This window comes from Parabacteroides sp. CT06, assembly GCF_002257605.1.
Taxonomy (GTDB): domain Bacteria; phylum Bacteroidota; class Bacteroidia; order Bacteroidales; family Tannerellaceae; genus Parabacteroides; species Parabacteroides distasonis.
In genome coordinates this window covers 4958386-4981172 of record NZ_CP022754.1, presented here as the reverse complement: position 1 = coordinate 4981172, position 22787 = coordinate 4958386, and the positions used below count along the sequence as shown (strand labels likewise).

Here is a 22787-nt window from a genome sequence, read left to right as displayed (position 1 = left end):
TATGTTAAAAAAGATACTGGGGACAATAGGCTCGCGTTATCTGATAGCTTTCCTTAACCTAGCGCTGATCTTCATTAATGCGAAGGTGCTGGGAATCGAGGGCGTGGGGATGATCGGGTTGATCGTGGCCTCGGTAAATATAGCGGTAATCGTCAATGGGATTTTATGCGGGAATACGATTGTCTATTTCATGAATCGTTACTCCATGCGGACAATTTTCCTTCCCGCATATCTGTGGACACCTATCGGCTCTTCCCTAGCTTGCGGCTTCATGTATCTTACCGGGCTTTTACCCACCGGCTATCGGCTGGATATCTTCTTGTTGGCGATCTTGAGCTCTACGGTAAACGCCAATGCCCGCTTCTTGTTGGGTAAAGACAATATCAAAGGGTTTAATCTCACGTTTATATTGCAAGGAGGACTGCTATTTTTCGTCTTACTCTATTTCTATTATATATTGAAGCGCCCGGACGTACGGTCGTATGTCTGGGGATTATATGTCACGAACGGCATAGCCTTTATTGCCAGCCTATCGATGCTTGTTCCTGATTTCTTAAAGGAGACATCCCGGTCTTCCGGCAAATCGCTCTACGGTCTATTAAAAGAAATGTTTGCCTACGGCCTGTGGGCCGGCGCGGACGGATTGGCGGAAACCTGTACTACCCGACTCAATTATTTCCTAATACAACGTTTCGCCGGGTTGGGAAGTGTAGGCTTGCTAGACGCTGGGACCAAGATCTCCGAGAGTGTATGGAATATTAGTCGCAGCGTAAGTTTCATCGAATACAGTAGCGTGGCCAAGACCTCAGAGGCAACGGAACAAAAACGTATTACCTTACAGCTTTTCAAATTGACCTTTTGCGCTTTAGCCCTCGTGATGGGATGTATCCTATTGGTACCGGAATGGATATATACGGATTATCTTTTCAGCGCCGAGTTCAAAGGCATACGTAAAGTGATAGGCGGATTATCGATCGGAATCGTAGCGTTAGGCTGCAACAGCATCATCAGCCATTATTTCATCGGCAGCGGAAAGATCCGGTACAGTACGGCAAGCTCGTGCGTAGGGCTTATTGCCTTATTAATCTCCGGCTTTTTACTCATCCCGTCTTACGGGGTCGTAGGTTCCGCTATCACGACCAGTATCGCCTTTACCTCTATGCTGGTTTTCTCATTGACGGTCTTCTCCCGGCAAACACTTACACGCTGGAATGAGTTCCTTCCGGACAAAAAAGACTTCCAAGCTTGCAGAATTCATATACAAAAATCCCTGTAATTCTATCACGAATTTTATCGATAACGCTATCAAGTTCACGGAAAAGGGGACAATTACGCTTGAAATGATTTCGTGCAAGGTACAGCTCTCGGGTTATCAAAACATAGACTGTACCCTATAAACAAACTCCATCCAAACCCAATAACGGATCGCTTTTCCTAAGAACATGGAGATCGCCACGACCCATATATTAGCCCGCAAGAAACCTAGAGCGACAGCGATAAAATCACCGATACCGGGAAGAAAAACAAAGAAGCCCATCCAAGAGCCTTTTCCCTTGATCCAATCCTGCACCTTCTGTAGTTTTACCGGATCGAGTTTGAGGTATTTCTCGATCCACTCTACCTTTCCCAGCATCCCCAACCAATAGCAGCTCATTCCACCTAAGAAATTACCAAGCGTAGCGGCGATCATACAAGGCCAATAAGCCGAACCCGCCAATAATACACCCGTCAATACGACCTCACTGCTAAACGGCAAGATCGTAGCCGCTAAGAAAGAAGCGATAAACACCCCGATATACCCGTAGGCTATAAGAAATTCCATATACGTATCATTAATAATGCGATAAACATAACTACCGAGAAATGGAACAGCCAAAAGATATATTTCCCCCGGTTCACCGTAAAAAAATGGGCGATCAGGATAGACGCCGGTACACAGGCCATTTCCAGAAATTCCTCGGACGACTGCTCATAGATAAAGAACAATCCAAACGACCAAATGGCCATGACAATCAGAAAAGAAAGAAACTGACGAGTACGCAAATTATCCTCATACTCATGTGTAACGATGTTTAATGAAGCAATGATCGTTAATCCCGCCACTAAAACAATCTGTATCCAATCTATAATTCCCGTCCCTAGTACCGCAAGGAAACGGATCTTGAATAAGGAGGTGAAAGGTATGGTAAATGCCGTGAAATCCCATTCCCAGACACACCATCCGAAAACAAACCAATAAACCGTCAAGATTCCGAACAAGGAAGCGACAAATGTCCGGATATTCAATGTCCTGAAATTATACATTCCCAACCAAAACAGCGGCAAAAACCAAAGGATGTGTATCCACAACAGACTTCCGATACTGATAATCAAGGATGCGTTATAAGCCTTATCCGTAGCGTCCGGGTCATGATAAGAGGTAAATAACTGATAAAGGGCCAATATCAAACAAAACACCCCGACAGATGTTGATTTCAAGGGAAAGAAATCCGGGTTTGTACTTGTCAACAAGGCATAGAAGAGAAAGGGAAGCAATGTCTTCTCACGAATCAACATCAACGCATAGTTTACCCGATGCACCAGAAACGCACCACCGGCCATCAGCAAAAAACCGATCAAATAGGTAAACAACTTACCCGGAAGAACCAGACAGAGGGCATTCCATAAAGGAGGAGCCGTCACCTCTCCATACACGGGATAGCCTACCGAATCCACATACCCCACGATCCAACAAAAAATACAAGCGCAAAGCATGTACAAATGGGTCATAGGTGTCGCTATAGTATATCTACGTCCGTAATATGAAGTTGTTCCTCTTGCCATAATCTTATCTTAGTGTGAAAATACGGTACCTGCGTTAGTGCAAGCACCGGAGCGACGTTCGTAGTGAACGCCGACCGGTACTCACCGTAAACGCCGACTGACGTTCACTGCAAATGCCGACCGGCGTTCTCGATAAACGCAATTATAAATCAAACCCGATATCCCGACGGAAATACTTCTTATCGAAATCGATCTGCTTAGCTCCGGCGAAAGATTGGGCCAAAGCCTCTTCCTTAGTAGCCCCATACGAACTGACCGCGATCACACGGCCGCCATTCGTCAGGATCTGGCCGTCTACCAGCTTCGTTCCGGCATGGAACACTATATTGTTCGAGGATACGCCATCCAATCCCGTGATTACCTTATTCTTCTCGTAAGCCTCCGGGTAACCGCCGCTTACCAACATAACCGTAACCGCCGCACGAGGATCCTGTACCAATGTACGGCCCGCTAAATTACCTTCCGCTACCCCTTCCAGCAAATCAACCAAGTCACTTTGGATACGAAGCATGACTACCTCTGTCTCCGGATCGCCCATACGACAATTGTATTCTATCACCATCGGCTCATTCTTCACATTGATCAGACCCAAGAAGATGAAACCTTTATAATCGATATGCTCCGCTTTCAATCCCTCTACGGTAGGACGGATAATACGCTCGTCCACCTTCGCCATAAAGACCTCATCAGCGAAAGGAACCGGGGAAACAGCTCCCATTCCACCTGTGTTTAAACCCGTATTGCCCTCGCCGATACGCTTATAATCTTTCGCTACCGGAAGCACCTTGTAATCGTTGCCATCCGTCAAGACGAATACGGAGCATTCGATACCATCCAAGAATTCCTCGATCACGACCGTCTTGCTCGCGTCGCCAAACATTCCGCCCAGCATATCTCCCAACTCTTTCTTGGCTTCCTCCAAGTTATCGATAATCAGTACCCCTTTACCGGCAGCCAATCCATCCGCTTTCAATACATAAGGAGCGGAAAGAGATTCCAAGAACGCATAGCCTTCCTCTAAGTTTTCAGTGGAAATACTCTTATAACGAGCGGTCGGGATATGATGACGCATCATAAACGCCTTGGCGAAATCCTTGCTACCTTCCAATTGGGCACCTTCCCCACTCGGGCCGATCACGGGGATGGAGCTTAATGCCTCATCCTTCTTGAAATAATCATAAACACCCTTCACCAATGGATCCTCGGGACCTACCACGACCATATTCACTTGGTTCGCCAACGCAAAATCCTTGATAGCGGCAAAATCATCCGCTTTAATATCCACGTTGGTTCCTACCAACGCTGTTCCCGCATTACCGGGAGCGATAAATAACTTATCAACTTTCGGGCTTTGAGCGATCTTCCAAGCGATCGCATGCTCACGCCCACCAGAGCCTAATAACAATATATTCATATCTCTTCTAATTTTCAATTCTCAATTCTCCATTTTCAATTCCCAAGGTAGTCATCGAAATACCTCGTAATCTTCTCATGCAAATGCGGACGGTCCTTACCGGTCACATTATGCTCATGGCGAGGATACACAAAGTAATCCGGATACGTATCAGCCTCTACGCAAGCCTTTAAGAAACCAAGGCTGTGTTGCCACACTACCACCGGATCGATATCCCCATGTATCATCAACAGATGGCCTTTCAGATTACCGGCCTTCAGTTTCAGGTTCGCGTTCTTATAACCTTCCGGATTATCCTGCGGGCGATCCATATAACGCTCGCCATACATAATCTCGTAATTGCTCCAGTCGATAACCGGCCCTCCGGCCACGCCCACCTTAAATATCTCCGGATAAGTCAGCATCAAGTTCGTTGTCATAAAACCGCCATAACTCCAGCCATGTACTCCGATACGGTCGGCATCCACATAAGACAAAGATTTCAGGAACTCGACACCCTTCACTTGGTCCGCCATCTCATTGATACCCAAATTACGATGAATCACGCTCTCAAAAGCATGTCCACGATTTGCCGAGCCGCGGCTATCCACGGTAAACATCACATAACCTCTCTGTGCCATATAGAGGTCCCAACCACGAGCCCCGTTTTGCCAGTCGCCCGTAACAAGCTGTACTTTAGGACCTCCATATACATAGACAATCGTAGGATACTTCTTCGTCTCATCCAAATCCGGCGGTAAAGTCAACCGGTAATTCAAGCGAGTCTTACCATCGGCAGCAAGGATATGTCCAACCTTGATCCGCGGCATCCGATACAATTTAAAGGGATCCGGAGCGGAAAGTAAGGTAGAAATCACCTTAGCGTCCTTTACACGGATTAAATCGATATCCCTCGGGGTAGAAGGAGAACTTACATAATCAATCGCATATTCGCCGGAGGGACTCAGCAACCAACGGTGCACGCCCACTTTCCAACTCAAGCAATTCATGATATCACCCGTTCTCAAATCCGTCTCCCAAATATAACGTTGCATCCCCGTTCCTTGCATATTCGGAGATACGGGATGAGGTGCCGTTCCCTCGAAAATCACCTTATTTCCGTCTTTGCTAAAGCCTAGCACCTTGGTAACCACCCATTCCCCACCGGTTAGCTTCCTTAATTCCTTTCCAGTCGTATCATACAGATATAGATGGTTATAGCCATCCGCCTCACTCTGCCAGATAAACTTATCCGGATCGTTCGGCAAGAAAAGCACGGGATGCTGCGGCTCCACATAACAACGATCCGTCTCGGTAAACAGATCAGCCTCTTTCTTTCCCGTCAAGGCAGAGTACCGCACCAAATGCATCTCGTTCTGCTCACGATTCAACTCAGCGATATAAATACTCTTCTCATCCGGACTCCAAGCGATATTTGTTAAATATTTCTCTTTCGGCAAGCCTGTCTCCAACCAAACCGTCTGCCCGGTAGCTACCTGATAGACACCCACCGTAACCTCATGGCTCTTCATTCCAGCCATCGGATATTTATGAGGAACCGGCGTAGCGCAACGAGTATCGATATTCACCAGCGGGTAAGCGGTCACCATACGCTCATCCATACGATAAAACGCTAGAGCCGAGCCTTTAGGAGACCAAAACATACCTTTCGTAATCCCGAACTCCCGTTGATGGACAGCCTGTCCGCATACGATTCCATCCTGTGTTTCACGTGTAACAATCGTATTTCGTCCATCCGGGGATAAAATATGCACATTGTTTCCCTCCGTAAAAGCTAAGTTATTCGTAGCCGGGCAAAAGTCATAATTCGCCCAGTTATTCTTCAAAGCATAATCAGCGACTACCTTATTTTTCTTATAGTCATAATGAATCCGGTGCTGTTTGCTAGTAAAAGCCAAGACCGAACCTCTTTCATAGGGTACCGAAAAGCTAGGCAAAGAACCAACCGTCTGCAGATTTGCCGCCGTCAAGGCCCCATTCAGTCTTTCCAACGAAAAAAGGACCTCTTCTTTTTTCCCCGGCTTAGCTCCTAACACGCTATCTCCCTTAACATATAAGTACTCGTCCCCGCACCATTGTAACTGTTTCAAGTCACGAGGTACGAAGCGGCTATACGTTTTTCCTCCCGGAATCAAGTCGTGCAAGGAGAGTTGCTTATCTTGGGCGGTAATCGACATCGTTAATAAAATCAGACAAAGGCTTATGAATAAAGATGATTTAATCCTCATAATCATCATACCCTCTCCGTTTTATAGGCTTTATAGGTTTGCTAAATGGGCGCTTTCCATCCCGCTTATGATCGCCAAACCCTTTCTTACGGTCATCCTCATCCCGATAACGCATTTTCACAGGACGTTCTCCTTTTGGCTTGATCGGCTTACGAACCGGGGCATCCACGAATTTCTTGCGGACCGGACGGTCCTCTCCCCGATCCTCTCCAAAGATACGTTTCCCCGGAATGGAAGCGAAACGCTCCTCATCATCCTCGCTATGGGCAGCGGCGAAACGACGCTCCGGACGATCCACACGACCCGTACGGAAGTTTTGACGATCATTGCCTCTACGCTCGAAAGAGCCTTCCGATCTGCGCAGACGCTCCTCTCCATCCTCATTCAATGCCTTCTTGAAGTCCTTATTAGTTCCCTCAAATAACTCATAGCAACGGTATTCGCACTCCAAGGAACCGTTCATCAATTTGATCTTCTCGCTCGGGCGCAAGCCGATCTTATCGAAACATTCATCTTTATAGCTCAAAATCCAAGCCTTATATCCCATGAACACGTGTTTCAAACGCTCGCCGATCATATTATACAATCCCAATAGATCACGAGATGATATACGCTCTCCATAAGGTGGGTTCGTCACCAATATACCCGGCTTCGGAGCCTCTGTATATTGTTGGAACGGTTTCACCTTCAGATCGATATATTTCATCAAGCCAGCGCTACGGATATTCTCCAAGGCGATATCGATAGCGGCTTGGGAAATATCGGAGCCATAGCAATGGAAAGCGAACTCACGCTCCCCGCTCTCATCATTATAAATACGATCGAACAATTCCTCATCATAGTCCACCCATTTCTGGAAAGCGAACTCTTTCCGATGGATACCCGGAGCGATATTCAAGGCGATCATGGCAGCCTCGATCAACAATGTACCGGAACCACACATCGGATCTACGAAATTAGATTCTCCTTTCCAACCGGTTTTTAGGATCATGCCGGCAGCCAACACCTCATTCAACGGAGCTTCCGTTTGATCCACCCGATAACCACGCTTGTGCAAAGACTCGCCGGAGCTATCGATAGATAAGGTACAATCGTTATGCGAAATATGGATATTGATATATAAGTCCGGGTTATTGACACGAACGGACGGACGCTTCTTGAACTTCTCGATGAAATAATCCACGATAGCGTCTTTCGTACGGTAAGCGACAAACTTCGAGTGATTGAAATCCTCGGAATAGATCACCGAGTCGATCGCGAACGTCTTGTCCAGCGACAAATACTTCTCCCACTCTACCTTTTTCACCTCTTTATAAACGGTATCAGCATCTTTGGCCTTGAAATGATAAATCGGTTTCAGAATGCGCAGGGCAGTACGGCAGTGGAAATTCGCTTTATAAAGCAATTCCTTATCACCCGTAAAGGAAACCATACGACGACCGATCTGCAAGTCGTTGGCACCTAAAGCTAATAACTCCTCGGCCAAGATCTCTTCCAACCCGTATAGGGTTTTGGCCACCATTTCAAATGTCTCGCTCATTTTAATTGAAAATTGAGAATTGAGAATTGAAAATTATTCCCAATTGCGTATTACGTTGTTTATTATTAATTATTCTCATTTCGCTCTCTGACATGCTTCGATCTCCTTCCAGCTACCCTCTTGATAATTTTCAATTCTCAATTTTCAATTGTGTAACCGTACTCCCTGCCGGTACATCCTCCGCTATCCAGACGTTACCACATATCGTAGCCCCTCTGCCAATCCGGATTTTACCGATTAAGGTGGAATTAGAATATACTGTCACATGATCTTCCAAGATAGGATGACGGGCTACGCCACGGATAGCGTTACCGTTCTCATCGGGGGGAAGTTTCTCTCCCGCCAAGCTGACGCCCTGAAAGATTCGGACGTAATTGCCGATCACGCTCGTCTCGCCGATCACCGTACCCGTCCCGTGGTCTATCGAGAAATGATGACCGATCTTCGCGCCCGGATGGATATCGATACCGGTCTCGGAATGTGCCATCTCCGTAATCATACGAGGAATATAAGGAACCCCGAGCTTATACAATTGATGGGCGATCCGGTAATTACCGATCGCCCGGAAACCGGGATAACAAAATATGACCTCACCTAGATTTTGAGCGGCGGGATCGCCATTGAAAGTCGCCTCCACATCCGTAGCCAGCAGACCGCGAATCTCCGGAAGCGTAGAGATGAAAGCCTCCGAAATAGCCTCTGCCTCAGCGGAGATCTTTTCTTCCGGGCAAGTCACGCAAGATGTATCCGCGAAACAAAGTCCCGCATAAACCTGCTTGGATAATAAAGAATGAAGAGTCTCAACATTTACGCCCGTATGAAAACGGATCGTCTGTTTACTGATACGGGCATTCCCATAATAACCGGGGAACAGGATCGCACGGCATAGATCGATGATCTCTTTCAGCACCTCGCCCGAGGGCAACGCCTCCTCATCCCTGTACGCATGGAACAATTGTTTATACGATGCCTCATCCGATAGCTTCTCCACCGTATCGCCCAATACGCTACTATGCCTCTGTATATCCATTATTTGCGGAATATTCTTTATAATGCGCAAAAATAGTATTTTATTTGAGAACACCTTCACGAAGAGGCATCAAAAATACAGCCAACGACTAATATTACGTTCTATAGCGCTAAATTCCACGCCAACCTTTATCAACTTACGCCCATCCGCCTGATAGAGTTACAAATAAATAATCTTCATATCGAATACTTTACCACATCCAATGCTCCACTTTCATCAAGAGCCAAGGCGACCAGAAAACGATCGGAAGGGTCTACGGCAATCCTCTTTATTGAACGATCAAAATTCAATCGTTTCTTTAATTGGCCGTCCCAAGAAAGAACCAGCAATGTGGATAAATTCGAAAAATCCGCAGAACCATCGTACAAGCAATATACATACTGATCCGTACCGAATATATCGATAAAGCATTTTGTCGTTCCAAGAACATCCACTTGGGTATCATTCTTCTTCAGTAAAGGCACGATAGGCTCCTTCCCATACGTAAAGCTCCTTTGATAAGTTCCCTTCAAATCGTAAAAATCAATTTGGTTGAAGAAACGCAAGGCAGCAACCACACTGTTTTGCCGCTCATTCACACAAAGATTAGGCAAATAAGCGACGTGCTTACAAGAACGATACGTTCTTGCTACTTTTGGTGGCTCCACCCAATAAATTCCCTCTTCCCGATTCGCATAGCAGAAAGGACCATAAACATTTTTCTCTACGATCGGAACCGCATAAACTTCTTTCGTGGTGACATTATAATGCGTAGAGGGAACAAGTTCGGGTATTAGTATATATTTCCGATCAAAACGCAAAGAATCCGCCAGCACCTGCATCTTATTAAATGTAAGTTGGTTATCCACGATCCAGAACTCATCCTTTCCGGCGGGTTCTTTTGTATTTGACTTCATAAACTCCGGATTAGAGAAATAAGTGGCACCATATCCTTTCAACGCAAACGCATGCAGGTGCGACAAATCATCTTTGTCGAATACTTGAATGATCGTATCACACCCACGAGCCAACAACACCAAATAAGACTCGGTAAGACCAATCCCATCATAGCATACACCAGAATCCCCTTTCATTAACAAATTTCCCTCCAGCCGTTTTTCTTCTCTTTCCGCATCGGAACAAGCGAGAAGAAACAAAGCGAAGAATACAATAATCCCATACAATACTCTCATGACCTTTCTATTTTAAATAAACATAAGATCGGATTATCGTCCTGTGTACGATTCTCCGCTATCCGTCTCAAATCCTCATAATGTATCTGATTACGCAACAGCACCGTCGAACTGATCTTCCCGATAAAATAATCTTTATACACTCCGCAAATACCGTAAAAGCCTGTCAACCCCGTAGCCCTTATGAAGTTGGGGAACGCATACGAGAATGCCTCTTTCCTATCCTTGTCATAAAATCCGAAGTAAGTTACCTTATCGCACATATAGGTCGCATGCAGGATCTGTTCGGTCTCCAGCAGCCCAAAAGAATTTACATAGCCGGAGCGAAACAGATCGCCAGAGAAATCTCTCCCGCCTCTCCCTTTCTCCTTGACATACTCGATAGGAGGCATACTTTTATCTCCGAAGCGAACTTTATAAGCAGGCTCCAACATCCCGTCCTTCACTTTCCACACTTCGGGGGTAAAGGGGAAATGCGCATACCAATCCCCAGCAAAGGCATGCAACGTCTTGCTCCCATTGATCGTATGGCCGGACGTGAAATAAGCCGGTCCCAACAATGCGTCTTGCTCTCCTTTCCTGTCCGTGGCTTTCAGATAGAAGTTTTCCCTTTGCGGTGTCGCAAATCCCAAAGGATAATACCAAATCCAATTCTCCTTATCCAAAGGGGCGCAGTCCACAAAATAATCAGCTACATCTTGCGTGGATATATATTGATAGGTATCCAGATCATAACGCAATAAGGCCGTCCCACCAAAATCCACCAATGTCAAGATTCGCTCTTTCTCATCCACGAAAAAGTGAGTTAGATAAAGATACTCTTCCGGCCCTTGTCCCCGCAAGCCTACACGAGTAATAAAATTTCCTTGATCACTGAATACAAAAAGCGCATTTATCTCATCACTTCTATCGAATACAAAAATACGATCGTCCACCCAGCAAACCCGGTAGAGATCTTTTAACAGCACGCTATCCTTCGTCTCCAAAGGAATGAATCTGCATTCCAAATGTTCCTGCAAGCCAACCGTACAATCGTTTCCGAAATCCACCACGTCCCACTCTTCCGATCGATTCTCGCATGCGATCAAAATGGAAGCCAGACTTATCATCACTAAATAATATAGTTTTCTCATGTTTTTCATATTAGATTCAGACCACTAATATACGTAACTTTTTGAAATACGCCAACTGCACAAGTTTTCCTAAGCGCACAATCGGAATTCACGAGAAGTACTACTTCCTTGGCCTATGAAGTATATCTCTTAGGGATACAGTGCTTATTTTCCACATAGTTATTGTACATTTTTCCAAATGCATTTAAAACCTCATTATCTGTTTCCCAAAACACGTACGTGTTTTCACAAATTCTCGTACATGTTTCCGGAAAAACACGTACATGTTTTTCCGGAAACATCATCAACTTTTTATCAATCTGATTATAAAGACATTATCAATACGTATATTTTAAATACTTACTGTATTTTTCACTATCAACAAAACACCTTATGGTTATGATTTTTGAAGCCCCAAGAAGGCTTTATTTACGAGCTTATCGACTTCCTTATACAGCCGTTGTATTTCCTTTGTATCCAATCCATTTTGTTCCCACTCCGTCTTATGAGCGTCGAATAAATCGAAAATCCGGTTCTCTACCGCACGAAGCTGTTGGATATAACCAGATTGGTCATCATTCCATAACAGTTGCCAATGCAAATACTTTTGGCCGTTGCCACGATGTATGGAGTAGACATTCTTCTGTAATTGAACGGAGTACCAATCTAATAGGGCTGTTTTATAGGATGCGTCGTAAGTAACCAAAGTGCTTTGCTCCTTTCCCATTTTCACCCAAAGAGGAATAGCGACAGAGGTAGGAGGATATCCCAAGGCAGTCCACATCGTTGTCAATTCCGGATTCATACCGGATTTTACGCCTTGGATTACGATAGAAGCCGTACTTTCTAGACGGGGGATGAAATCCTGCTCCACAAACCAGCCTGTACGATTGTTCGGACTTTGTCCCTTGTCCATCAAATCGATATCCAGCAAGCTATTATAAAAAGAGCGGGAAGCCTGTTGAAAGATACGCTGAGGAGTAAATCCTTCGTTCCGCATTTCCTTAAAGATCTTTTTCGCATTCTCATAACGTACATATCCTTTGCCTTCATCCGTACGCCCCTCGAAAGAGAAATTCGTATAAATCAAGTAACCTTCCGGCGCCAGATTCGGATCATTCGCGTCTTTCTTATAATATCGCTCATTACTCGTCTCATAATAAGCCGCGCCACCATAAGCATCGATCACTCCGAAATTAGCCTCCACACGCATCGGGCGAGGCAAGGTATCCAAGAAATGCTCGAAATCCTGCACCGTCTTACAGACTCTCAAGGCTTTTCGCATCAAGTTTCCCTCTTGATCCATCTCCTTTATATCATCGTCTTTCAAGTTATAAGAAGCCGTATTCATGATAGAGAAGCCCGTCTCATTGCTTCCGGTCCACACGGCTCCCTCCGGATCATCGCTATTTACCAGCCCCAGAAAACGATAGCCACCTTCGTCAAAATAACTGATATGGTTATACGGAGCACCGGTATCCCGGTGTTTCCACATCAACGGACGCCCGTCGGGAGTAGCCTTTCCAGTGATTATAATGGAGGTACAAGCCTTGTCAACCACCGGAAAACAAAGACATAGAACGAATAAAAGAAGTAGTTTTTTCATATCATTTATTGATTTAATAAGATTTCTTATGAGGAGCGCCAAATTCCTTACAGCTGACCTCGTCTATATCTACCGTCCAAATCTTCACGTTACGGACCGCCGGATCGCTATAACGGAAAGTCTTATCGGAATATTGCTTCATGATAATATCCAAGGCTTCCACCTTCTTGTCGAAATCCTCTTCGTAAGCGACCTTTCCCCAAGCGATCACGCTCTTCGAACGCATACGGTAGCTACAAGCTACCTCCGGGTGCTGGAAAACCAAGGCATGGTCAATACTAAACGTAATACAGACTTTCGGATTACGTTCCAATATAGAGATGCTTCGTCCATCCTGCGCCGAGTGTAAATAAATCACGCCATCCTTATAACCGAAATTCATCGGTAATACATAAGGCGTTCCATCTGTATCCGCCATGCCCACAAAGCAAACATCGCTCTGACGGATAATCGATTCGATCTGTTCCTTGTCCGTGTGTATAAGTGTCTTCATATTTCTTTCGTTTAAATCTAACTTGATGCAAAATTAAAAAAATCATCTGTTTCTGCAACCCTTTATAACCTGCACTCGTCTATTAAGAAAAGAACCTAAAAAATTAAAGACGATGAAGACGAGAGTATCACTTTTTATATTCTGTATACAGATGGTCGCGGTTTGCGGATTCGCAGCCGACAAACGTATCGATGGAAATGGGAACCCGGAAACCCGGGAGATAAAGATTAGCGATTACGACGAGATCACGTTCGTTGGCTCCGCTGATTTCGAGTATGAACAGTCGGATAAAGCGCCTTATCTATCCGTAACGATCGATGAGAACTTATTTGATTACCTCGTGACCGAAGTAGAAGGCGGTACGTTAAAGATCTATCCGAAATCTATCAAGAAAGGTTTTAATAATAACTCCTACGACTTGAGGCCGACCGTCTACAAGATAAAATCCAACTCCAAGGAACTAAAAGAGTTGAATACGGTAGGTTCCGGCAGTTTCATTATCAGCAAACCGACGAAAGTAAACCGGATGGAGATCAATATGGCCGGTAGTGGAAACGTTGAGTTGAGAGGCCCCGTAAAAGGTTACAAGCTTGAATGTAACATGGCCGGTAGCGGAAATATCATCGCCAAGGATATACAGCTGGACAACCTATCTTGCAGCCTCGCCAGCAGCGGGGAAATCGAGGTAATAGGAACCGTAGATCGTGCCTCATTCAATGTAGCGGGAAGTGGTGAGATTAAAGCCTTTGACTGCCAAGCACGTAAAGCAGAGTGTAATATCGCCAGCAGCGGCGAGATCAGCGTATATGCCACGCAAATCTTGGATGCTAATATCGTAGGTAGTGGCGAGATCCATTACAAAGGAGATCCGGAGATCAGTAAGTCTATCATGGGTTCCGGCTCGATCAACAAAGTCAAATAAACATTTAATACATACGAACGATGAAAACAAAATTAGTAGCGGTAATAGCCCTCATCTTTTGTGCCTTCATGGCAGAGGCTAGTAAAGTAGAAGGAAATGGGAATATAATTACGAAAGAGATATCGGTAGATAACTATAGCGAGATCGAACTGGGTGGAAATATCGAATATTCCGGCAATAATTTTTGGGGAAATAGAAGCAACAAGAAATTCCCGGTATTCAAATATACGCATGGACGAAGCGCTTCCTTGAAAATTACGATCGACGAGAATCTATTCCCACTCCTCTCGATCAAATCCAATAACGGACGGTTAGCTATCCGCATACAAAACGGGACCCGTATCAAACCGACCCAGTATGTAATCGAAGGAAGCTCGAAGACTCTGAAATACTTAAAGACTTCCGGCCCGATGGATTTTGAGGCGCAGAACGCTTTTTCCGAGGATCAACTGGAAATCAAGATTTCCGGCTCCAGCGACGTAAAGTTCCCACATAACGTGAAATTACGATTAGGTGAGTTCTCGGTATCCGGCTCCGGCGATCTGGTTTTTGCAGATTTGGACTGCAAGAATCTTACCAGCAAGGTTTCAGGCTCCGGAGACATCACCTTGAAAGGTAAGGCGGACGAAGCCCGCTATTCCGTATCGGGCAGTGGAGATATAAAAGCATACGACTTATCTGTCAATGATTTGAGTTGCTCGGTAAGCGGTAGCGGAGATGCCCGTGTTTATGCCAAAGATAACATGAACCTATCGGTTTCGGGCAGTGGAGACATCCGCTATAAAGGCCCGGCGAACGTGAATAAATCAAAGTCCGGCTCTGGATCCATTCAAGGCGCAAATTGATCGAACACACACATTTTTTTTAATACACACATTATCAAATTTAAAAAAGCTACTAGATGTGATATCCGGTAGCTTTTTCTTGCTATTTTTGTAACCAACTCTTTATTTATAGAGTCTAAATTAAAAAGTAGAATCATAAAAAACGATACTTATGAAAACAAAGGCTATCTTATTAATGGTATTTTTCCTAGGATGGGTCACTACCGGTTGGGCCGCAGATCATGTAAAAGGCGATGGTAAATTGACCTCGAAAAAGATTTCTGTCGCCGATTATAACGAGATTAAGGTGGATGGCGTAATTGATTTCAATTACGAGCAATCCGATGATCCTTCCACCGTGGAGGTTACCGTAGACCAGAATCTTCATCCCTATGTCAATATCGAGGTGAAGGATCGTGTCTTAACCATCGCTTTCAAAGGAGCGAAGGTAGATCATTTCACGAAGTTTATCGTAAAGACGAATTCTAAATGGCTTGCCGCCGCAAAAGTTTCCGGAAATGCCAACTTCATGGTAAACAGTCCGCTTACCGGAGACGAGACCGTTATTAAGGCGAACGCCAATAGCTTGGTGCAACTGAAAGAGACAGTTACGGTCGGTAAACTGGATTTGAATGTATCCGGTAGCGCAAATATGGTTGTCAATCATCTGGAAGCCGACAAGATCGAATGTGATATCGATGGCTCTGGCTCTATAACGATCAAGAAAGGTAATGCGAAAGAAGGAGACTACAGTATCGTCAGCAGTGGTGATATACACGCTTTTGGGTTAGCGGTTCCTCAGCTAAGTTGCAAAGTAACAGGCAATGGCTTAGCGGAAGTACATGCTACCGATAATTTAAAGGCCAACGTAGTCGGTAAAGGAAATATCCGTTATAAAGGCCCGACAGCAGTTCAACAGAGAATAATCGGTAAAGGTACCGTAGAAGAAGTAAAAGAATGAAAACAAGAATTATATACCTATGTCTGCTGGTGATCTTTTCTACGACAGGCTGTATCCCTACACAAACCATAAAAGGAGACGGCAATATCACCACGGAAAACATCCCGGTTTCCGAGTATGACTGTCTTGAGTTAGAGGGAGGAGGCATGGTCGTGAATTACACGCAATCCGACGCTCCTGAAGGTTTGGAAATAAAGACAGACCGGAATATCTTCGAGAAATATGAGTTTAATGTAGAGAACCATAAGCTTAAGATCCGTCCGAAAAAAGAATTCAGGAAACATACGAATTTCCGTCCGACCGAGTTCATGGTTACGGCCAACTCCCGCAATCTAAAGAAACTAGCGGCGGCAGGCAGTACCCATGTAAATATAAATTCCCCTCTACAAGCCGAGGAGTTCGAGGCAGGATTAGCCGGTAGCGGGATTATCCAATTCCACGACACGGCCTCTTTTACAAACCTAAAGATAGAGATCGCCGGTAGCGGAGATTTCGTTGGCCATAAAGTGTATTGTGAGGAATTAAACGGGGATATGGCCGGGTCTAACACGATCGTTCTAGGGGGAACCGTAGGCATAGCTGAATTCTCGATCGCCGGTAGCGGTACAGTACGTGCTTTCGATTGTACCATGGATGAGCTTGAGTGCAAGATTGCCGGTAGTGGAGACATAGAAGCCTTTGTCGTAAACAAAATCAAGGCAGAGATAGCCGGTAGCGGTTCCGTAAAATACAAAGGAGATCCCCAAGATATCCAAAAAAAGGTAATGGGCTCCGGTAAGATCGAGAAGGTGGAGTGATTCTTACAACCACCCCTCCTTTTTATACCATTCGATACTTTCTTCCAAGCCTTTACGTAAAGGATAGGCCGGGATAAAACCTAAATCATCTTGAAGAGGCGTGACATCGCAAATCCAGTTACGCTGCTTCAAGATGATGTATTTATCACTATTTAGCGTCATACTTTTCTTCAACAACTTACCGATCCATTCTGAACAGTGGCAAGCGATACGCACCAATCCCAGCGGTATACGGGCATGCAATACCCGCTTCTTTCCTAAGATATCTTGTATCATACGGGCAAAAGACTCATCCGTGTAGACATCTCCGTCGGCTACAAAATAATGCCGGTTCTCTATCTCCTCTTTCTCAAGGGAAAGGAAGGCCACGGTCGCTAAATCTTTTACATAGATAAACGTGATTCGCTGGGGAATAGCGCCTACGGCGAAATCGAGTCCCGACTTTACGCTTTGTATTTCCATGAAATAATCCTTCTCACCCGGCCCGTATACTCCTGTAGGCCGCAAGATCACGTAAGGAAAATAGGTTTGTTTACGGATGTAGTTCTCCGCCTCTAGCTTACTTTGGCCATAAGCCGTGTCCGGCCGCTGCGGATCGTCCAAGTGTATCGGGCGGAAAGTCTTCTCGTCGCCTCGCCCATAGCTGCTTAGGCTGCTCATCAAGAGGAATTTCTTCGGTTTGCAGCCGGCGGCGGCTAAAGCCTCGATAAATCGATGCGTATTCTCGGCGTTCACACGGAAAAAGTTTCGCTTATCCAATGTCTTCGTCAACCCGGCGTTATGGATCACATAATCCCATGCCCCATGCTCACGGGCAAAGTCTGAGAGTTGAGCCGTAAGCGCTTCCTGATCGCCATATTTCAAGTCGATGAAATGAATCCGCTTATCTTGCAGATGCGCTTTACTGCTACCCGCACGGATACCCGCCCACGTCTCATAGCCACGGCGAAGCGCCTCCTCTACCAAGAAACCGCCGATAAAACCACTCGCTCCGGTTATCAATATCTTCATATCCTTCATTTTTCTTTCATATAAAATGTATAATAATACCACAACAACCCGATCCAATTCAAGAACAGGATCGTCAGCATCCAAAGAATCTTTTGTTTCTTACTGATGAAAGGGTTTTGCGATACGGCCTTACATCCGAACAGGATTACGGCAATACCTACGATATAACCGATCTCCGGCAAGCTTATCCAGCAAATGATTTGTGGTATCATAAAAATAGAGTTATTCGTGAAAAAGAATTATTCGTGTTGGTGTTTCTTCAAGACTCGGTGCGGCAAGTCACCATGCCCCACCAACTCGATCGGACAAGCGTATTTCTCGCCCAACCATTCCTCAGAGACATTCGCTCCCGGGTGATAATGCAAAGTCTCGTTTACGCAAGCGATATTTTTCACCATCGTCAAAACCGTACCGATATCATGGGAAACCAAGATGATAGCGCTCTCTTTATTGATATCTTCCAAGAGCTGATAAAAACGAGACTCGAATCGTTTATCCACATACGAATTAGGCTCATCCAAGATCAATACCTGCGGACGGGAGACAATAGAACGCCCCAATAAGACCCGCTGCAACTGGCCGCCGGAAAGCTCACCGATGGCCCTGCCCGCCAACTCCTCCAATCCCATCTGTACGATCACCTCGTCTACACGCTCTCTCTGGGATCTATTGAATGGACGGAACAAAGGTTTCTCCGCGGATAAACCGGAAGAGATCACTTCCCGTACCGAGATCGGAAACTTCTTATCGATCTGGCTCATTTGGGGTAGATAACCGATCTTCAAGGAAGGAACCTCTACATTTTCATCGTAAAAACGAATCGTTCCGGAAATAGGAGGCAATAGACCTAGTATCACCTTTAAAAGCGTCGTTTTCCCGCCGCCATTCGGTCCGATAATTCCCAAGAAATCATTTTTCCACACATCCAGCGTTACGTTACGTAAGGCGATCTTATTACCGTATCCGGCGGTAACCTCTCTCAACTCAATCAGCTTGTCCATCGGCTAACGATTTTGCGATATGAATCATTTCCTTACTCCAATCGTAATCCAGCGGATTGATCGGGATCAGACGGCAACCTGTTTCTTTAGCGATCAACTCGGCGTTCTTCTGGTCAAACTCCCGCTGGATAAACACGACTTTCGCATTATGTTCCCGTGCGGTCTCGACCAGTTCCTTTAATTGTGCGGGAGACGGTTCTTTTCCGTCCATCTCGATGCAAAGCTGGGTCAAGCCATATTCGTTAGCCAAATAGGTCAGGGCCGGATGGTAAATAATAAATGTCTTATTGTCAAGAGAATGTAACAAACCGGAAACGGTCTTTTCCGTCTCTCCGATTTCTTTCGTCAGTTGTTCATAATTCGCTTGGTAATATTCCTTATTCTCCGGGTCCAAAGACACAAAGGCATCCAAAGTGTTCTTGGCGATCACCTTCGCTCCAGAGATAGAGCTCCACGTATGCGGATCGACGCCTCCGGGATGATGATGGTGGTGGTGATCATGTTCCTCTTCTTCCTCGGGGCTTTTAAGTAAATCAATTCCTTCGGACAGGTCAAAAACCTTGAGTCCCGGATTATTATTCCGGATATTATCCATCCAAGCCTGTTCGAACCCGATCGATCCGATCCTTAAATAGCCTTGGCTTTTACCCACCTGCACCATTTGCTGCGGTGTAGGATCATACGTCTCCGGACTTTGCCCTGCCGGAACCACACAATTAATCTTAAATTTATCTCCGGCTATCTTCTCCGCAAAATACCGTTGCGGCTCAATCGTCACGGAAACGATCCTCTCATCTGCCCGCTTATCGCCGCAGGCCATAAGTATCAAGACGAAAAGAGCTGATATCAATACCTTAAATTCTTTCATACCACATATATATTTTCGCAAAGGTAACGAATATCGGGTAATAAGGCAGCAAGGAGACGATTCAAAGTTATCAGGAAGCAGTCTGACAAAATCCCCGTATTACAACCGATAAGTAATAATACGGGGATTTTATAGGGAAAAAATAGGCTACTCTATTTTTACTCGGCCAGCCATTTATTCATCTGTGTAAGGATCCGCTCCTTCATATCCTCCGGCATATTGCCGATACGGGCACGATGGCTGCCTCGGGGCTGGATATAGATTTGCTCGTTCTTCTTGCCTTTGAAAGCGGGAACCATGGCCGCGCTCCACGGGTCGATCTCGCCATAGATGAAGATCATTTTCGGATCGTTGTCTTTCAAGAAGTTATAGATCTTGTGGTACAGAGCCGGACGGAAGTCTACTTTACCGACCAGTTCCTCGGGAAGCATGATACGGTTTAGGTATCCATGGGCGCTATCGATCGTAAGGTATTTCTTGAAAGGTTTTACGTCATAGCCATAATAACCGAGCTCACGGGCAGCTTGTACGAAGAAAGAGATATTCGGCTGGTTCTCGGCGAAATAATCAGGACCGCTGATTTCCATCAAATGATCGAAGAGCGCCTGATCGTCGGCAGACTTGGAAGGGATCATACTTACCGAAGTTCCCCACTGCCAAAGAGCGAATGAATATTCCAGTACGCAATAATCCAATACCTCGGGCATCGGGATACGGAATGTCAGGTTTTTATTCTTACAATAGCTCTCCAATAAAGGAAGCATATCGGACTTACGTTTCAAGACTTCCAATTGAAAATCCTGTATCTTCTCGCGTTCCGCTTTCGTACCTACCTTACGTAAGAAAGGTTCGTGGCGGCCATCCTCTACACCTTTACATAACGGACCGACATAAGGAACGGAGAAATCCACGTCGTCCGGGAAAAAGGCACGGTAAAGCATTGTAGTCTGCCCCCCCTTACTGATACCGGTACTGATCCATTTTCCCGGATAGATCTGCTTGAATGTATTGCGGACGTTATGTAAATCGTACGCAGAGTTCTCGGCGGTCAGATAATCCCAGTTTTTAGGTTCCGGCGTCGACTCCAAGAAATAACGGTACTCCACGAATACTAAGTTCGCATTCAATAGTTTAGATAGTTCTTCTTGATATTTCGGATTGAGCGCATAAGCCGCTCCATATCCTTCGGTCACGATAATGGTAGGACGATCATAACCTACATGGCCTACGATAACCCGTTGCGTAAATGTTCCGGCGGCGGGGTCTTTCGGATCGACCTGCTGAGTAATACGTACTACATATTTCTCCGGATAATAATCGGATTGAAGTTTTTCAATGCCACTAATTCCTTTTAGAGCGGCAAGCTTCTCTTGTAAATCTCCGGGAGCGGCCATTACCGTCATCACCGACAGGAAGAAAAGAAGCAAGAAGTTAAATGTTCTTCTCATGGTAATTTAGTCTTTTAGATATTGTATTGTTCGTAATAATCCCTCATATTTGGCGCGTTTCACCGCCGAATGCGCAAAGATACGATTATAATCCTCACGGCTCAATGCCTTGAGGTCGTCTTTTTTAAGGGAGAGCAAAGAAGGGGTGGGATGAAAGGCTGCTACTGCCGTAGGCATAGCGAAGCGGTTCCAAGGACAAACGGCTTGGCAGGTGTCGCATCCATAGATACGGTTACCTAAAAGGACGGCTTGCTCAACAGGGATTTCTCCACGATGCTCAATCGTAAGATAAGAGATACATTTACGGGCATTCAAACGTTTCGGCCCTTCCAAGGCTCCGGTAGGACAAGCGTCCAAACAGCGGATGCAGGAACCGCAGTGATTCTTTTTGGGGGAATCATAGGTATCGACTACCAAAGTTGTCACGATCTCCCCAAGGAAAAAGAAAGAGCCTTTGCCCGGGATGATTAGATTCGTATTCTTTCCGATCCATCCCAAACCGGCTTTCCAAGCCCAATAACGCTCTAACAGAGGGGCGGAGTCCGTGAATACACGGGCCTCATTGTTGGAGGGATGATGCTCGGTTATCGCTTTCCATAATTGGCGAAGTTTATCCTTTACGACCCCGTGATAATCTTCTCCGTACGCATAATACGAGATATAAGGTTCCGCCGGATTCCGGAGAACTTTCGGATAATAATTCAAGGCTACTGAGATAACTGATTTGGCACCTTCCACCAAGCCATCCGGATTGAGACGGATTTCCCGATGATTCTCCATGTATTTCATTCCAGCATGGTAGCCTTCCGCGATCCATTGGTCAAAATAAGCCTCCTCGCTCCCGGCCTTCGCTACTTCAGCGATACCGCAAGCGGAAAAGCCTAATTCCATAGCTTTATCTTTTATAAACTGGGAGATACCCATTATTCAAAAACTTTAAACTCGTAGCCTTCCTTTAAGAGCCATTCGACAGCCCGGGGCATTGCCTCACGCATATTACGCTCGGCTTTCAAGGAATCGTGGAAGACGATAACGGAACCATTACGGGTATAGTTCTTTACCACGTTGAAGACACCATTCGGAGTCATATGCGGGCTATAATCGCGGGTGACCACATCCCACATCACGATATGATAATGGCGGCGAAGCCATACTACCTGCGGAAAACGCATATGCCCATGAGGAGGCCGAAATAAATTGCTGGGAATATATTCGGCTGCCTTCTCCACATTCGCCAAATAATTCTTCGTCCAGAACTTGATACCTTGGATATGGTTGAACGTATGGTTACCGACACGGTGCCCACGATCTATCACCATCTGGAAGACCTCGGGATGCTTACGTACATTATCCCCTACCATAAAAAAGGTAGCCTTGATCCCATACGTATCCAATATATCTAAAACCCAAGGGGTAACCTCGGGAATCGGGCCGTCGTCGAAGGTGAGATACACACACTTCTTCTCTGCCGGTATTCGCCAAGTTACCCCCGGGAACAGTGCCCTGTAAAACCAAGGCGGTTGTTCTATAAACATAC

General features: G+C 45.5%; 22 protein-coding genes. 5 read left to right on the top strand and 17 right to left on the bottom strand.

The genetic code is table 11. The features are described 5' to 3' along the window. Window position 1 precedes the first annotated feature (1 nt). A complete protein-coding gene (locus CI960_RS21690) occupies window positions 2-1276 on the top strand; it encodes a lipopolysaccharide biosynthesis protein (protein ID WP_005860218.1) in 1275 nt (424 codons plus the stop codon). A 96-nt stretch (window positions 1277-1372) separates the two neighbouring features. Here the strand turns inward: CI960_RS21690 and CI960_RS21685 are convergent, their stop codons facing one another. The 10 genes from CI960_RS21685 to CI960_RS21640 form a co-directional block, all read right to left on the bottom strand. Continuing rightward, the gene (locus CI960_RS21685) at window positions 1373-1822 is read right to left on the bottom strand and encodes a YqaA family protein (protein ID WP_005860220.1); all 450 of its coding nucleotides are present in this window, start codon (window positions 1820-1822) and stop codon (window positions 1373-1375) included. Next, window positions 1807-2823, bottom strand: coding sequence for a hypothetical protein (locus tag CI960_RS21680; protein ID WP_005860222.1), 1017 nt, complete (start codon window positions 2821-2823; stop codon window positions 1807-1809). The genes CI960_RS21685 and CI960_RS21680 overlap by 16 nt, the downstream gene beginning before the upstream one ends. 142 nt (window positions 2824-2965) lie before the next feature. Further along, a complete protein-coding gene (gene purD, locus CI960_RS21675) occupies window positions 2966-4237 on the bottom strand; it encodes a phosphoribosylamine--glycine ligase (RefSeq protein ID WP_005860224.1) in 1272 nt (423 codons plus the stop codon). A 35-nt stretch (window positions 4238-4272) separates the two neighbouring features. Next, on the bottom strand, window positions 4273-6474 hold the full coding sequence (locus CI960_RS21670) for a S9 family peptidase (RefSeq protein WP_005860226.1): 2202 nt from the start codon (window positions 6472-6474) through the stop codon (window positions 4273-4275). Next, on the bottom strand, window positions 6455-8005 hold the full coding sequence (locus tag CI960_RS21665) for a class I SAM-dependent RNA methyltransferase (RefSeq protein ID WP_094582568.1): 1551 nt from the start codon (window positions 8003-8005) through the stop codon (window positions 6455-6457). Before CI960_RS21665 ends, CI960_RS21670 begins: the two co-directional genes overlap by 20 nt. A 130-nt stretch (window positions 8006-8135) precedes the next feature. Beyond that, entirely contained in the window at window positions 8136-9035 is a 900-nt protein-coding gene (locus tag CI960_RS21660; RefSeq protein WP_005860231.1) for a serine O-acetyltransferase, read from the bottom strand. 176 nt (window positions 9036-9211) lie between these two features. Further along, entirely contained in the window at window positions 9212-10207 is a 996-nt protein-coding gene (locus CI960_RS21655) for a hypothetical protein (RefSeq protein WP_005860233.1), read from the bottom strand. Further along, window positions 10204-11340: a 6-bladed beta-propeller gene (locus CI960_RS21650; RefSeq protein ID WP_005860235.1), complete on the bottom strand. Its 1137-nt coding sequence runs from the start codon at window positions 11338-11340 to the stop codon at window positions 10204-10206. The genes CI960_RS21655 and CI960_RS21650 overlap by 4 nt, the downstream gene beginning before the upstream one ends. 376 nt (window positions 11341-11716) lie before the next feature. Continuing rightward, complete coding sequence (locus CI960_RS21645) at window positions 11717-12925, bottom strand: hypothetical protein (protein WP_005860239.1); 1209 nt, start codon at window positions 12923-12925, stop codon at window positions 11717-11719. A gap of 13 nt (window positions 12926-12938) precedes the next feature. Further along, complete coding sequence (locus CI960_RS21640; RefSeq protein ID WP_005860241.1) at window positions 12939-13418, bottom strand: pyridoxamine 5'-phosphate oxidase family protein; 480 nt, start codon at window positions 13416-13418, stop codon at window positions 12939-12941. A 112-nt stretch (window positions 13419-13530) separates the two neighbouring features. Here CI960_RS21640 and CI960_RS21635 point away from each other — a divergent pair, with 112 nt between their 5' ends. The 4 genes from CI960_RS21635 to CI960_RS21620 all read left to right on the top strand — a co-directional run bounded on the left by CI960_RS21635 (window position 13531) and on the right by CI960_RS21620 (window position 16922). Further along, a complete protein-coding gene (locus tag CI960_RS21635; protein WP_005860243.1) occupies window positions 13531-14340 on the top strand; it encodes a head GIN domain-containing protein in 810 nt (269 codons plus the stop codon). A gap of 20 nt (window positions 14341-14360) precedes the next feature. Then, window positions 14361-15185 carry a head GIN domain-containing protein gene (locus tag CI960_RS21630; RefSeq protein ID WP_005860245.1) on the top strand — a complete coding sequence of 275 codons (825 nt, stop codon included), beginning with the start codon at window positions 14361-14363 and terminating at the stop codon, window positions 15183-15185. Between the two features lie 151 nt (window positions 15186-15336). Next, on the top strand, window positions 15337-16125 hold the full coding sequence (locus tag CI960_RS21625; protein ID WP_005860248.1) for a head GIN domain-containing protein: 789 nt from the start codon (window positions 15337-15339) through the stop codon (window positions 16123-16125). Further along, the gene (locus CI960_RS21620) at window positions 16122-16922 is read left to right on the top strand and encodes a head GIN domain-containing protein (RefSeq protein ID WP_005860250.1); all 801 of its coding nucleotides are present in this window, start codon (window positions 16122-16124) and stop codon (window positions 16920-16922) included. Before CI960_RS21625 ends, CI960_RS21620 begins: the two co-directional genes overlap by 4 nt. 3 nt (window positions 16923-16925) lie before the next feature. Here the strand turns inward: CI960_RS21620 and CI960_RS21615 are convergent, their stop codons facing one another. From CI960_RS21615 to CI960_RS21585, 7 genes are all read right to left on the bottom strand, one after another. Then, window positions 16926-17933: an NAD(P)-dependent oxidoreductase gene (locus CI960_RS21615; RefSeq protein WP_005860252.1), complete on the bottom strand. Its 1008-nt coding sequence runs from the start codon at window positions 17931-17933 to the stop codon at window positions 16926-16928. A gap of 5 nt (window positions 17934-17938) precedes the next feature. After that, a complete protein-coding gene (locus CI960_RS21610) occupies window positions 17939-18145 on the bottom strand; it encodes a hypothetical protein (RefSeq protein WP_005860253.1) in 207 nt (68 codons plus the stop codon). A 27-nt stretch (window positions 18146-18172) separates the two neighbouring features. Continuing rightward, the gene (locus tag CI960_RS21605) at window positions 18173-18934 is read right to left on the bottom strand and encodes a metal ABC transporter ATP-binding protein (RefSeq protein WP_005860255.1); all 762 of its coding nucleotides are present in this window, start codon (window positions 18932-18934) and stop codon (window positions 18173-18175) included. After that, the gene (locus tag CI960_RS21600) at window positions 18918-19802 is read right to left on the bottom strand and encodes a metal ABC transporter solute-binding protein, Zn/Mn family (RefSeq protein WP_005860257.1); all 885 of its coding nucleotides are present in this window, start codon (window positions 19800-19802) and stop codon (window positions 18918-18920) included. Before CI960_RS21600 ends, CI960_RS21605 begins: the two co-directional genes overlap by 17 nt. Before the next feature lie 158 nt (window positions 19803-19960). Next, window positions 19961-21250, bottom strand: a complete 1290-nt coding sequence (locus CI960_RS21595) for a S28 family serine protease (protein ID WP_005860259.1) — start codon at window positions 21248-21250, stop codon at window positions 19961-19963. A gap of 6 nt (window positions 21251-21256) precedes the next feature. Continuing rightward, complete coding sequence (gene queG / locus CI960_RS21590) at window positions 21257-22174, bottom strand: tRNA epoxyqueuosine(34) reductase QueG (RefSeq protein WP_005860261.1); 918 nt, start codon at window positions 22172-22174, stop codon at window positions 21257-21259. Next, a complete protein-coding gene (locus CI960_RS21585; protein WP_005860262.1) occupies window positions 22174-22785 on the bottom strand; it encodes a polysaccharide deacetylase family protein in 612 nt (203 codons plus the stop codon). The genes queG and CI960_RS21585 overlap by 1 nt, the downstream gene beginning before the upstream one ends. Between the last annotated feature and the right edge of the window lie 2 nt (window positions 22786-22787).

Bases quoted from the DNA above. Each gene is read 5' to 3' on its own strand.
- CI960_RS21690 (WP_005860218.1), top strand. From the start codon at position 2: ATGTTAAAAAAGATACTGGGGACAATAGGCTCGCGTTATCTGATAGCT.
- CI960_RS21685 (WP_005860220.1), bottom strand. From the start codon at position 1,822: ATGGAATTTCTTATAGCCTACGGGTATATCGGGGTGTTTATCGCTTCT.
- CI960_RS21680 (WP_005860222.1), bottom strand. From the start codon at position 2,823: ATGGCAAGAGGAACAACTTCATATTACGGACGTAGATATACTATAGCG.
- purD (WP_005860224.1), bottom strand. From the start codon at position 4,237: ATGAATATATTGTTATTAGGCTCTGGTGGGCGTGAGCATGCGATCGCT.
- CI960_RS21670 (WP_005860226.1), bottom strand. From the start codon at position 6,474: ATGATGATTATGAGGATTAAATCATCTTTATTCATAAGCCTTTGTCTG.
- CI960_RS21665 (WP_094582568.1), bottom strand. From the start codon at position 8,005: ATGAGCGAGACATTTGAAATGGTGGCCAAAACCCTATACGGGTTGGAA.
- CI960_RS21660 (WP_005860231.1), bottom strand. From the start codon at position 9,035: ATGGATATACAGAGGCATAGTAGCGTATTGGGCGATACGGTGGAGAAG.
- CI960_RS21655 (WP_005860233.1), bottom strand. From the start codon at position 10,207: ATGAGAGTATTGTATGGGATTATTGTATTCTTCGCTTTGTTTCTTCTC.
- CI960_RS21650 (WP_005860235.1), bottom strand. From the start codon at position 11,340: ATGAGAAAACTATATTATTTAGTGATGATAAGTCTGGCTTCCATTTTG.
- CI960_RS21645 (WP_005860239.1), bottom strand. From the start codon at position 12,925: ATGAAAAAACTACTTCTTTTATTCGTTCTATGTCTTTGTTTTCCGGTG.
- CI960_RS21640 (WP_005860241.1), bottom strand. From the start codon at position 13,418: ATGAAGACACTTATACACACGGACAAGGAACAGATCGAATCGATTATC.
- CI960_RS21635 (WP_005860243.1), top strand. From the start codon at position 13,531: ATGAAGACGAGAGTATCACTTTTTATATTCTGTATACAGATGGTCGCG.
- CI960_RS21630 (WP_005860245.1), top strand. From the start codon at position 14,361: ATGAAAACAAAATTAGTAGCGGTAATAGCCCTCATCTTTTGTGCCTTC.
- CI960_RS21625 (WP_005860248.1), top strand. From the start codon at position 15,337: ATGAAAACAAAGGCTATCTTATTAATGGTATTTTTCCTAGGATGGGTC.
- CI960_RS21620 (WP_005860250.1), top strand. From the start codon at position 16,122: ATGAAAACAAGAATTATATACCTATGTCTGCTGGTGATCTTTTCTACG.
- CI960_RS21615 (WP_005860252.1), bottom strand. From the start codon at position 17,933: ATGAAGATATTGATAACCGGAGCGAGTGGTTTTATCGGCGGTTTCTTG.
- CI960_RS21610 (WP_005860253.1), bottom strand. From the start codon at position 18,145: ATGATACCACAAATCATTTGCTGGATAAGCTTGCCGGAGATCGGTTAT.
- CI960_RS21605 (WP_005860255.1), bottom strand. From the start codon at position 18,934: ATGGACAAGCTGATTGAGTTGAGAGAGGTTACCGCCGGATACGGTAAT.
- CI960_RS21600 (WP_005860257.1), bottom strand. From the start codon at position 19,802: ATGAAAGAATTTAAGGTATTGATATCAGCTCTTTTCGTCTTGATACTT.
- CI960_RS21595 (WP_005860259.1), bottom strand. From the start codon at position 21,250: ATGAGAAGAACATTTAACTTCTTGCTTCTTTTCTTCCTGTCGGTGATG.
- queG (WP_005860261.1), bottom strand. From the start codon at position 22,174: ATGGGTATCTCCCAGTTTATAAAAGATAAAGCTATGGAATTAGGCTTT.
- CI960_RS21585 (WP_005860262.1), bottom strand. From the start codon at position 22,785: ATGTTTATAGAACAACCGCCTTGGTTTTACAGGGCACTGTTCCCGGGG.